We start from the raw sequence: 12,361 nt of genomic DNA on the forward strand, positions 1-12,361 counted from the left end.
TTCGTCTTACCACGGTTAACCAACTTGTGTTAAAAATTTGATATAGATTACTATGACAACCTACATAACAACCCCTATTTATTATGTAAATGCCCAGCCACATCTCGGGCATGCCTACACCACTATTGTAGCGGACACCTATAGCCGTTTCAGGCGTCTTCTAGGAGATTCCGTGCGTTTTCAGACAGGAACTGATGAACACGGCGATAAGATAGTAGAGGCTGCAGAGAAACAGGGGGTTGGACCTAAGGAGTATGTCGATAACATTAGTGCCATGTTCCGGTCCACCTGGCCGATTTTAGAGATTGAGCCGGATAACTATATCCGAACCACTGATCCTGAACATATTGCTGTTGTTCAGAGAATACTTCAGGATGTATACGATAAGGGAGATATTTACTTTGATGAGTATACTGGACTCTACTGTCAGGGGTGTGAACGCTACCTCACTGAAAAAGAGCTGGTAGAGGGTAACTGTCCCGATCATCAGAAGCCACCTGAAGAGATTGCTGAAAAGAATTATTTCTTTAGAATGTCAAAATACCAGCAGCAGCTCATCGATCACATTAATGAAAACCCTGAATTTATCACTCCTGAGAGGTATAAAAATGAGGTGCTGGCATTTTTGAGTGAGCCTTTGGAAGACCTCTGTATATCCCGTCCTAAATCACGGCTGACCTGGGGTATTGAACTACCCTTTGACGAAAATTTTGTAACATATGTCTGGTTTGACGCTCTTATCAACTATCTTACCGGTATCGGTTACCCGGATGGTGAATTGTATGAGGAACACTGGGCGGTGGCAGAACATGTAATTGCAAAAGATATACTAAAGCCCCATGCGATCTACTGGCCAACCATGCTGCTTTCAATGGAAGTGCCGCTTTACCAAAAACTCCATGTCCACGGGTACTGGAATGTGGATGACACCAAGATGTCAAAGAGTATTGGTAACGTTGTGCGGCCAAAAGAGCTTGTGGATGCCTACGGTGTTGATACACTTCGCTATTTTACACTTCGGGATATGTCCTTTGGTCTTGATTCTTCCTTTAGTTCAGAATCCATTGTGGCAAGACAGAATGCTGATTTAGCCAATGATCTTGGCAATCTTTTTAGTCGTGCTATTGCCATGGTGCAAAAATATAGAGAGGGGGTTATCCCAGCTCCTGGCGCATATGCTGAGGCGGATATGGAATTGCAAAATTCTGCCAGGCTGATGATAGAACGGTATGAAGAGGTGATGGGACAGTTTAATTTCCACCTTGGACTCCAGGCAATATGGGAGTTTGTGGGTGTTGTGAATAGATACATCGTCACCAGCGAACCCTGGACTCTTGCAAAAGAAGATAGCAGTGCAGAACGTTTGGATACGGTGCTGTACACACTGGTTGAAGGTCTTAGGTTGTTAACGCTTGTTCTTCGGCCAGTAATGATTGGTGCTACTGTGAAAATGGCACAGGCCCTTGCCATGGAAAGAGGTGATGAACGAATCGCACTCCTGCCAAAGGGAAGAGAGTGGGGCCTGATGGAAGCGGGTGTACAGCTGCAGCCCCTTGAAACCCTGTTTCCGCGCCTTGAAAAAGAGACCAAAAAACAGCAGCCTGCCAAGCAGCCTCAGCAATCCAAGCAATCCAAAAAAAATAAGAAACAGCAGAAGGATGAGCCTGAGGATGGGCTGATCTCCTTTGATGATTTTAAAAAGATTGATCTTCGGGTGGCAGAGATAGTTGCAGCTGAACCTATTAAAAAGTCGGACAGGTTACTCAAACTCACAGTGAAGGCACCTGAAGAACGAACGATTGTCGCCGGTATCGCTGAGCACTATAGCCCTGAAGACCTTATTGGTCGTCAGGTTATTATTGTTGCGAATCTGAAGCCGGCTCAACTTATGGGTGTCGCTTCAAACGGAATGGTGCTTGCCGCTAAAGATACAAGTGGTGAAAAAGATTGTTTGATTTTAAGTAGTGTAAGTGAAGCTATTACAACGGGCAGTAAGGTTGCTTGAGAAAAAGGGAGAAAGTGAATGTTTGTAGTAAATAATTTTATGATGGCTATAGCCCAGTTAATAGATTTTGTACTGACGGCGTATATGTGGATTATTCTCGGTCGGGCGGTTATCTCATGGGTAAATGCGGATCCATATAATCCCATAGTCAGATTTTTGTACGAGGCCACCGAGCCAGTCCTTAGCAGGATTAGGCGTTTTGTACCAATGAGTTTTGGAGGCCTTGATTTTTCTCCTATGATTTTGATTTTAGGGATAATGTTTGTTCAGAGCTTTGTTGTACAGACACTAAAGCAGATGGCCATGGGGATGGGCTGATTGATAGAGAGTCGCTGAGTAACACAAGAATCTATTCAATGGTAAGGGTTCTTCTTGTTGGACGATTCTGTGATTAGAAGTAAGCCTTTCAGGGGGTACTGAATCTGGCCCCTGTTGACCTTTTGGTCCACTGGGGTTAAGAGAGAGAAAGAGCGGTTTATATAGAACTTTAAGGGGGAATCATGCTGACACCACAGGCAATTAAAGACCAGGAATTCCAGATAAAATTCAGAGGTTATGATGCTATTGAAGTTAAGGCGTATTTGGAGCTTCTCGCTGAAGATTTCTTCGAGTTAACTGAGCAGAACCGTGTTCAGGTGGAAGAGATTGAGGCGCTGCAGGCTGAACAGGAATCTCTCGTGCGAGACAAAGAGACTCTTGCTGCAGAAATGAAAGAGAGTCAGGATAATGCCGACGGAATTCAGTTTGATATTGATGAAGGATATAAGCATAAGGATCTTGAGATTGAAGAGTTAAAGGAAAAGCTTGAGGCCGCTGAAAAGAAAGTCCTGGAACTTGAAGAAGAAAAGAGTGCGCAAACTGCGAAAATAGAAGAGCTTGAAGAGCAACTTACAGGAGATACTCTCACCAGTGAGGATGATAAGTCAGAGCTTGAAAGATTACGTGCCCGTGTTGCGGTGCTTGATGAGCAGAACAAGGAACTCAAGCAGGAGGGGGTCGATTTTAAAACAACTATTCTGGCCGCTCAAAAATTTGCAGATAACCTTCGTGAAACCAGTGAAGTTGAAGCCACACAGATGATGGAAAACGCAAAGCTTGAAGTCGAAAGATTTAAGGCTGAAGCTGAGGCTGAGCTCGCTTACCTGCCTAAAGAAATTGATGAACTGCAGGAGAAAAAAGGGAGGGTGAAAGAGGATCTGAAAAACACCTTGCTCGGTTATTTGAATGCCCTTGATGATTTCCCTGACGCTGCAGCAGAAACTAAGGGGGATGACCTTTCAGATCTCTTTGAGAGTATTGAAATACCAGATGCCGAGGAAGCATAACCATCAGTTGTGGTGACTCATAATTGCGCCCCCATATGGAGGAGTTACTTTTTCCATCTGGGGTTTAGCCTGGTATCGACCATAGCCTATGCCATATCTGCCTGATACTTCAAATAATGAGCAATTGCTCCATGTACATATTCAGCCTAAGGGCTCAATAACTAAAGTCGTTGGTCTTCATGATGGACGGTTGAAAATTGCTGTGTCTTCGCCTCCTGTTGACGGTAAAGCGAATAAGGAAGTCGTACGGTTTCTCGCCTCGGTTCTTGGGGTGCATAAAAAAGATGTAGTGATTAAGTCCGGTTTACAGTCGCGCAGGAAATCAGTGCAGGTCTCATCCATGTCGGCTGATACAATTCGGAAAATTATCGATTCGTTGTTGTAAATTCTATTACCTCCCGGGAGGGTGCCTATGAAAACCTATGTTATCGGTAACTGGAAAAGTCATAAAACAACTGATAATGGTCTTGATTGGCTGACACAGTTTTCAGGACTGTATAGGGAGGTGGGTGAGGTAGAGGTTGTTGTTGCCCCTTCATTTCTTGGCCTTGAAACTATTAATCGGGCTATGGGGGAGTTGAAAGTATCAGGATTGGCTCTGGCCGCCCAGGATGTTTCACCCTTTCCTAAGGGCAGTTATACAGGCGCCATCGCAGCGGATATGCTGAAACCATTGGTGCAGTATGTCATTGTTGGTCATTCAGAAAGACGTCGCTATTTCCATGAAACTCCCCAGGATGTGATCAATAAGGTTACAGAGGTGGCCGACAGTGGCTTGACTCCCATTGTCTGCGTGGAAGATGCAGATATGCTGGCAAATCTCAGACCCCTTGCAGATATTGACTGCAGGAATATGATTGTAGCCTATACCCCTGTTGATGGTCTGAATTTCAATATCCCTGAATCCGTTAAACGCATAACTCAATCAGTTAGCAAAATTCGGGCATTTTTTCCTGCATGGCCTATCATTTATGGTGGGGCTGTAACTGAGAATAACGCAAAAGAATATCTTGCAATACCGGGCTTGAACGGCTTATTTATCGGTTCATCGAGTCTTGAGGCAGAGACCTTTTCAAGACTATGCCAGATAGCACAGAGCGGTGCGTAGGAATATAATATCGCTCACTACTGTTTGTTCTTGCGTGGTAGGAGAAAGGAGATAATAAAGCCGGTGGTGTTTATTCCGGCCAGGACAAGGCCGATTATACCGAGCGTTCCAATAAATCCGGGCTCATGGGACATGCGATCTGCCAGGATAAGGATAGATGAACCGACGATAAGTGCTGCAATAATCATTGCAATCCCCATGATTCTGCTCGAGGTGTCAATTCTTTCCGAGAGGTGCTCAATCCGTTTAAGCTCAAGATTTAGTGTGAAGCGACTGTGTTTAGCATGGTCAAGAAAACGCTGTAGTTCTCCGGGAAGATCCTCTACGAGTTCGAGGGAGGCGGTGAGCGTTTTTGCTATGCGATTCTTGATGGCACCCATGCTATAGCGCTTCATTACAATTTCTTGAATCTGCGGCTCAACATGGGCAAGCACGTCAAAGGTTGGGTCAAATTGTTCCGCAACACCTTCGATGGTTGTGAGTGCCTTGGTGAGCAGCATCAGGTCACTGGGGCATTGAATGTGGTAGCGCTGTAACATCGCAAAAAAATCAGACAGAAGTCCTGTGATGTTTAACTGTTGCAGGTTGGTGTTTTGAAACTGTCCTGTGAGATGACGCAACTCCAAACGAAATTCCCTGCTTTCCACAACGGTTGGATCAACACCGGTAAGCTCTAAGACCACACGACAGAGCTTGTCTATATCGGCCTTAATGATAGATGCCACAAGGTTAATCAGCTGATCGGTTGTCTTTCGGTCGAGCCTCCCTGTCATTCCACAATCAATAAAACAGAGCTTATTATCCTTTAGGAGGAAGATGTTGCCTGGGTGCGGGTCAGCATGGAAAAATCCAAATCGAAGGCATTGCTTGAAAACCGCGTCGGTGCCGTTGGCAACGATCTCCCTTTTATCCTTTGCACTCAGGTCGTCTGGATTAACAGAGGAGAGTAATCGTCCGTTAATCCTTTCCATGGTAAGGACGTTTCGAGTTGTTCCTGACCAGTAGATCTTTGGAAACTGTATGTTGCTGTCGTCCTCAAAGTAACGGCCGAGTCTCTCTGTTGACTGTCCTTCGATGACAAAATTGATCTCTTTATGCAACTCACGGGAGAATTCTTTAGCGACAGCTGTTGGACTATAGCCCAGGTCAGAGAAATACTGCTGGAGGAGTTGAGCGAGCATCTCAACCAAATCCATATCTTCTTCAATGATGGCTCTTGCACCGGGGCGAAGGACTTTGATCACAACCGGAGTGTCATCCACCATGGTAGCTTTATGCACCTGGGCAATGGATGCTGCGGCAAGGGGCTCTTCTTCTATTGAGGAGTACAACAGGTCGAGCCTGCCTGGAAACTCGAGATTAAGAACATCGTATATTTCAGAAAAGGGAACATGTTTACAGTTATCCTGGAGTTTTTTGAATTCTTCAGCCCACTCAGGTGGAATTAAATCTGGTCGTGTGGAGAGAAGCTGCCCGAGTTTTATGAACGTTGGTCCAAGTTCTTCGAGTACCATGCGCAGGCGGACCTGGGCGGGCAGGTGCTTGGAGTGATCCTCTAGTTCAATCTCGATGTCACTTTTAGCCTGGCCCATCAGTCGGTTAAGACCGGTGTCAATAACGAGTTGCCGAAAACCAAATTTAGAAAGGACCTTGACGATTTCTGCAAATCTCTTGGTGTTTCTAATGGTTTTTTTTATGGAAGTGATTTTCATTATACATTCAGTGAGGAGAGTAACTGTGGATCGTGTTCCCTTGTCTCCTGAAGAGTTTCATACCATACTCCCAGGTTTTTAGGTTCTAAAGGTAGTCCGTTGTTTTTCCATAAATCGTATGTGCCCGGGAGGAAGTCATAAAAGATATGTTCGACGTCCTCCGGGTCGGTGATTTCAGAGCAACAGTACATAAGTGACAACATATCGGCTACCTGAATAATAAGAGGATGTTTTTTATGGCATGGTGCCTTGTCCGGATTGTGGTGGTAACCAATGGCAGATGTCAGTTGTTCAGGTAAATTCCAGCGCTTGGCAAGTTCAAGGCCTACGACATCATGGGCGGTTCCATATTCTTCTATCTCTGTTCCCATGGCTTGGAAATGACTGGCAAGGGAGTGTTCATCGAGTATCGGGTAACTCTTAGGAAATGCCATCAACATGACGAGTTTGCCAATGTCGTGAATGAGACCGCTAATAAATAATTCACTTGGTGAGAGTTTGTAGTGCTCTGCGATTATCTTTGCCGTCAATCCACAGGTGAATGCATGTTCCCAGAATACGCCAACACTTTGGGTGGTTCCCCGGCTAATCTTTGGGAAAGAAGAGAACACTGCTTTACCGATGATGATATTTTTTATTTCGTCAAAACCCAGTACCATGAGGGCACGTTCGATGGTATGAACTTGTTTCGGTTGGCCAAAGGCTACTGAATTTGCAAGCTTAAGGACAGTCGCACACATTGTCTGATCGGGCAGGATGACTTGCATAAGGTCATTTGCGCTGCTCTCCGGATTTGACGTCACACCAAGAACATGGGTGACTGTTGCAGGAAGCGGAGGGATATTGTCTATCTGATCATTGATTGTTGTGGTGGGTGTTGGGGGCATAGGGTGCCTGTTGGCTATATTTTAACAAAAGCGGCAATTATATAACTAGTTCCTGGTAGTTTAGTGCATATCGTATCTATCTGCAGAAATAAATAGTTATGCAGTATAAATTAATGAACATATCTGACAGTAACGCGTTGGGCTGACAGTGTCAAAAACATTTCATGTCACTCTGTGCAACATGGGTTGGTTAAACTACCCCCGATAAACGGGATAAGTACCTTGTGGATTACTCGAAACAGTGAATGTACCTCAACTCAATTTCTCGGAGTCTACGTTGCCTGTTTTTTATGGCAGCTTTTTCTGGGTAATGCACTTACATAATCGAACTATTTTGCTTGTTGTTTGTGGGGCAAACCTGATGACTGGAATGACTTTCTGGGCTATAATGCATCCTGCATCTTCGGGGTCGATCTTAAATCTCGAAATTGAAAAAGTTGATCCAGTTTGCTGCGCTTAATTACTATAAAATAAAGACCTGTTGAAGGAATGCTCTATGGTTGCAAATGAAACATGGGAAGATGTTAAAGCAAAAATTAAAGAGCAGGCAGATATTGTTCAGATAATTGGTGAGCATGTAGATCTAAAGCAGAGTGGAGTTAGATTCCTGGGGCTCTGTCCATTTCATGGGGAAAAGACTCCCTCTTTTTCTGTGCATGGCGGACAACAGTTTTTTCACTGTTTTGGATGTGGAGAGTCCGGTGATGTCTTTAGTTTTGTAATGAAACAGCAGGGGCTTGATTTTCCAGAAGCTATCAGGTTACTCGCTGAGAGATACCATATAGAATTGCCCCAAAAAAAACGTTCAAAAGAAGACGAGGATCGTTTAAAGAAGCGAGACCAGCTGTTTAAGGTAAATGGGATGGCCGCAGATTATTTTAAAGCCTACCTGAAAGAGTCAGGGGGAGCTGCCGATGCCCGAAAATATCTTGAAAAACGAGGTGTGACTCAGGATATTCTTGATAAGTTTGGGATTGGTTATGCCCCCAATGTTGATACTGCTGGTTGGAATTTTCTCGGATCAAAATTTAAAGGTGCTGAGCAAAGGGCCGCCATTGAAGCGGGGCTCCTGGTTAAAAAAGAGACAGGTGGTACCTATGATCGCTTTAGGGATCGTATAGTATTCCCGATATACAATATTAGTGGTCAGGTTTCCGGGTTTGGAGGACGGATTGTGGGGGAGGGGCAACCGAAATATCTCAACTCCCCGGAGAGTCCGGTTTTTAATAAAAGTAATTCCTTACTTGGGTTGTATCAGCAAAAGGAACAGATCCGAAAACTCAACCGGGCTATCATGGTTGAAGGGAATTTTGACCTGATCTCACTTGTGGCAAGTGGCTGCGAAAATGTTGTGGCTCCGCTTGGAACTGCTCTTACAAGAGAGCAGTTACGGCTTGTTAAACGTTTTACTGAAGAGGTGACCCTGCTTTTTGATGGTGATGATGCTGGTGGTAAGGCTGCAGCTCGGGGAGTACCTTTTTTTCTAGCGGAGCAAATTACTGGAAAAGTGGCAGTTCTCCCTGCAGGACATGATCCAGACACGTTTGTCCGTGAGGAAGGCTTATCTTCTTTAAATCGTCTGCTTGATAGTGCTGAAAATTTACCTGAATTCGTCCTTGGACGCTGGGTCCAGCAGTATGGTCTTGGGCTTGATGGTAAAAGGCGCATCGTTGAAGAATTAAAACCCCTTCTTGCAGCCGCAGTCTCGCCCCTGCAGCGGGCTGTCTTTTTGTCACATTTTGCAGAAAAACTCGGAATGCAGGTGGCAGACCTGGAGCGTTATCTGGAGCAGAAGGTGGTAAGGGAAGGTCCAGCAGAACCGAGGATTACAAGGCAAAAGAAGTATGCTGGTATCGAGACACTGTCCATTCAGCAAAAACAGCTGGTTGAATTCATGATTTTAAATCCTGTGACTTACCAGGCACTGGCAGATAATAAAATTAGAGATTGTCTTGAGGGGAGTATTGGAGAAATATTGTTTCTTGAGTTGGGTAAGGTTGTTCGGCAAAACCCTGATGCTGAACCCGAGGAATTATTGACGGTACTGCCTGAAGGCGCGGAGCGGCGTTTTGTTTCCAATTTGTTACTGGGCGCTGGTGCAGAAATTGATGCTGAAGAAGATCAGTGTGAAAAAGAGTTGGCTGTCTTCCTCGATTTTCTAAAAAGGGATCAGGTAAAAAGGGAGAGCATATATATTATGCAACAAATTCAGCGCGCCCAGGCCGACAATGATTTACAACAGGTGCAGGAGTTGATGCTTGAAAAAGTTAGACTCGCTCAAAAGCTCCATGATTGAGCAAAAAATATTGTAACAAATTGAGATCGTAGCATATTAAAGTATTTTATGGTTAGTCTAAAAAAAACTTGACATTTTTCGCTGTTTCGTTTGATTGTGGATATGTAATAAAAATAGGTGGGTTAGTAAAAAACCATCTAGGCTTCAGGTTCGGGGGCGGGCTGATAGGGTTGAAAACCAGTTTTTACGTATATTGGTAGAGGGAGAATTATATGGCATTGGCCGGCGGTGACGACGACGTCGTCAGAGGGATGGATGAAGCGATGATGGATTATAGTGATGCAAAGGGCGCTTCGTCCTATAACCGCGCAGATAGTTCACTTGATGGTTTTACTGAATCCGTTGACTTTAACGATGAAAAGTTTGAACGGCGTGGAGATAGTAGAGATCGACGTGCCAGTTCTTTTAGTGATCGAAGAAAACGAGATCGGCGTCGCACATCTCGAGATAATGGTGTTGCAAAGGCTGACAAGTCTAAGGCTTCTGTAGATCCTATGAATATCTACCTCCGTGAGATGGGAACTCTTACCCTACTCAATCATGAGGAAGAACTCAAACTTGCCAGGATGATGGAGGATGGTAAACAACGAGTTCAGAATGCTGTTCTAAAGACTCCCATTGCGATTCCTGCACTTGTCGAGGTGGTTAAGGGCCTGGATAAAAATGATGAGAAAATTTGTCAGATTATTTCAGGTATCTCAGAAAATACACCAAAGGTTGTTGCAAAAGAAAGTAAGGAATTTCTGTCCCGCATAGATGATGCGGTTGCCCTTGATCTAAAAAGACAGGATTTATTGCAAAAGTATTTGGAAGAATCTCCAAACAGCTCCGTCTCTAATGATTTATTAGTACAAATTGAGTCAGTTGGAGAAGAGATAACCACGCTCTTTAATGACAAAATCATATGTGCTGATTGCATTAAAGCTATAGCAGCAGGGCTTGAAGATCTCTCGAAAAGATTTCGTAAAGTTTTTGTTGAGGTGATGGGAGAACAGGTAGCCGCTAAGGAAGAAGGGGCTAAAGATGTAGATCCAGAAGCAATTGAGCGACAGGTCAACAGATTGATGATGGAAGAGTCCGGGGTTGATGAAAAGCAACTCAGGACAATTCTTCACGAAGTTGATGCTGGTTGGGATATGTATAAGCAGGCCAAGGAGGGGTTAGTACGAGCTAATTTACGGCTGGTGATTTCCGTTTCAAAAAAGTTTGTTAATCGTGGCCTGCAGTTTTCCGACTTAATTCAAGAAGGTAATATTGGTCTGATGAAGGCTGTGGAGAAGTTCGATTACCATCGTGGCTATAAATTTAGCACCTATGCTACATGGTGGATCCGACAGGCTATTACCAGGGGAATTGCCGATCAGGGAAGGACTATTCGTCTGCCGGTTCATATGATTGAGACAATTAATAGACTTCTGAGAGTCTCAAAGGATTTCCTTCTCGAAGAGCACCGTGAACCTACTCCGGAAGAGATGGCTGATCAGTTGGGTACTGATGTTGGAAAGGTTAAATCCGCTCTGAAGATTGCAAAGGATGCCATCTCACTTGATACGCCTGTTGGTAATGATGGAGAGACATTTTTAGGGGATTTTATTGAGGATAAGGATAAGCTTGGACCCGATGAGTTGTCCATGGTTGGTAGCCTGCGTGAATGTCTCAATCAGGTGATGTCCTCACTTTCTCCTCGGGAGGCCAAGGTACTGCAGATGCGCTATGGTATTGACGTTGACTGTGATCATACCCTGGAAGAGGTTGGCAAGTGTTTTGCTGTTACCCGTGAGAGAATACGTCAGATTGAGGCCCAGGCAATATTAAAACTCAAACATCCCTCAAGAGTGGAAGAGCTTAAGGTCTTTATGACCGACTAGACTCTTACTCTTAATTGTTTTTTATAACGTAAAATTATGTCCGCACCTGACTCCACCCTCAGCTGGTTGAGTTTGTCGCTTGTTCCAGGTTTAGGTTTGGGTGGGGCATGGCGGCTGCTTCGTCATTTTAAAGATCCTTCGCTTATACTGAGCGCTTCTGCTTCAGCTTTAGCGCAAGTTGAAGGTATGAGAAAGGCTCAGATCAAGGGGCTTGTCTCTGGCGAGGATTGGTTAGAAAGGGGGGCGGTTGAGTTACAAAAGCTCCACTTGTTTGGGGCCCATGTCATCTGTTACGATTCCCCTGACTACCCACCTCTTCTTAAGCAGTTGGTCGATCCACCCTTACTGCTTTTTGTTCTTGGAAATCCAAAAATTCTCCATAGAAAATCCATCGCAATTGTTGGTTCCCGTGCAGCAACGGCATATGGTCGAAGAATATCATTTCAACTTGCAGAAGGATTAACACATTATCCAATAACTGTTGTTTCGGGTCTTGCACTGGGAATAGACACTGAGGCCCATAGGGGATGTTTACATGGGGCAGGAAGAACTGTCGCTGTGTTGGGATGTGGACTTGATGTGATTTATCCTAAACAAAATAAATCCCTGTATAAAAATATTGAATCTCGGGGGGCGGTTGTAAGTGAATATCCTCTTGGGACTCGGCCTGAAGGTTTTCGTTTTCCTGCCCGTAATCGTATCATTGCAGGTTTGTCGACAGGTGTTGTGGTGGTGGAAGCTGCTAGAAAATCCGGATCGCTCATTACTGCGCAGATGGCTCTGGATCTGGGTCGCGATGTTTTTGCTGTGCCAGGTCAAGTGGACTCATTTAAAAGTGAAGGAACTCATTGGTTACTGCAACAGGGGGCCAAACTTGTTGCAACGCCCGCCGATATTGCCGAGGAATATGGTTTAACGAGGCTTGTTACCATTGATGATAATGAAACTCTGCCAGAAAACGATGTAGATCTTGACCCGGATGCTGTAGCATTGCTTCATGTAATAGACACTTATGGAATGGCAAGAGAAGAATTGATTGTTACCTCAAAGATGGTACCAGCACGGGTAAGTGAGTTACTGCTTTTTCTTGAACTTGAAGGACGTATAGAAATGCTTCCAGGGGATCGGTTGCGTAAAGTTAAACAATAATATTGCATCTC

General features: G+C 44.6%; 10 protein-coding genes. 8 read left to right on the forward strand and 2 right to left on the reverse strand.

Annotated elements, in window-relative coordinates; genetic code table 11:
• Positions 1–52: 52 nt before the first annotated feature.
• From metG to ACX6CI_RS00130, 5 genes are all read left to right on the forward strand, one after another.
• Positions 53–2,005, forward strand: a complete 1,953-nt coding sequence (metG, locus tag ACX6CI_RS00110; protein WP_458776143.1) for a methionine--tRNA ligase — start codon at positions 53–55, stop codon at positions 2,003–2,005.
• 18 nt (positions 2,006–2,023) lie between these two features.
• A complete protein-coding gene (locus ACX6CI_RS00115) occupies positions 2,024–2,323 on the forward strand; it encodes a YggT family protein (RefSeq protein WP_458776144.1) in 300 nt (99 codons plus the stop codon).
• Positions 2,324–2,505: 182 nt separating this feature from the next.
• Positions 2,506–3,330 carry a DivIVA domain-containing protein gene (locus ACX6CI_RS00120; RefSeq protein ID WP_458776145.1) on the forward strand — a complete coding sequence of 275 codons (825 nt, stop codon included), beginning with the start codon at positions 2,506–2,508 and terminating at the stop codon, positions 3,328–3,330.
• Positions 3,331–3,418: 88 nt separating this feature from the next.
• On the forward strand, positions 3,419–3,715 hold the full coding sequence (locus tag ACX6CI_RS00125) for a DUF167 domain-containing protein (RefSeq protein ID WP_458776146.1): 297 nt from the start codon (positions 3,419–3,421) through the stop codon (positions 3,713–3,715).
• 27 nt (positions 3,716–3,742) lie between these two features.
• A complete protein-coding gene (locus ACX6CI_RS00130) occupies positions 3,743–4,438 on the forward strand; it encodes a triose-phosphate isomerase (protein WP_458776147.1) in 696 nt (231 codons plus the stop codon).
• 17 nt (positions 4,439–4,455) lie between these two features.
• Here ACX6CI_RS00130 and ACX6CI_RS00135 read toward each other — a convergent pair whose 3' ends face one another.
• Both ACX6CI_RS00135 and ACX6CI_RS00140 read right to left on the reverse strand, forming a co-directional pair.
• Positions 4,456–6,150: an ABC1 kinase family protein gene (locus ACX6CI_RS00135; protein ID WP_458776148.1), complete on the reverse strand. Its 1,695-nt coding sequence runs from the start codon at positions 6,148–6,150 to the stop codon at positions 4,456–4,458.
• Entirely contained in the window at positions 6,150–7,037 is an 888-nt protein-coding gene (locus ACX6CI_RS00140) for an HDOD domain-containing protein (RefSeq protein WP_458776149.1), read from the reverse strand. Before ACX6CI_RS00140 ends, ACX6CI_RS00135 begins: the two co-directional genes overlap by 1 nt.
• 496 nt (positions 7,038–7,533) lie before the next feature.
• Between ACX6CI_RS00140 and dnaG the strand changes: the two genes are divergently transcribed.
• From dnaG to dprA, 3 genes are all read left to right on the forward strand, one after another.
• Positions 7,534–9,333, forward strand: a complete 1,800-nt coding sequence (dnaG, locus tag ACX6CI_RS00145) for a DNA primase (RefSeq protein ID WP_458776150.1) — start codon at positions 7,534–7,536, stop codon at positions 9,331–9,333.
• 212 nt (positions 9,334–9,545) lie between these two features.
• Complete coding sequence (locus ACX6CI_RS00150; protein ID WP_458776151.1) at positions 9,546–11,201, forward strand: sigma-70 family RNA polymerase sigma factor; 1,656 nt, start codon at positions 9,546–9,548, stop codon at positions 11,199–11,201.
• Positions 11,202–11,237: 36 nt separating this feature from the next.
• Positions 11,238–12,350 carry a DNA-processing protein DprA gene (gene dprA / locus ACX6CI_RS00155; protein ID WP_458776152.1) on the forward strand — a complete coding sequence of 371 codons (1,113 nt, stop codon included), beginning with the start codon at positions 11,238–11,240 and terminating at the stop codon, positions 12,348–12,350.
• Positions 12,351–12,361: the final 11 nt, after the last annotated feature.

The sequence above is a fragment of the Desulforhopalus glucosivorans genome, assembly GCF_054397165.1.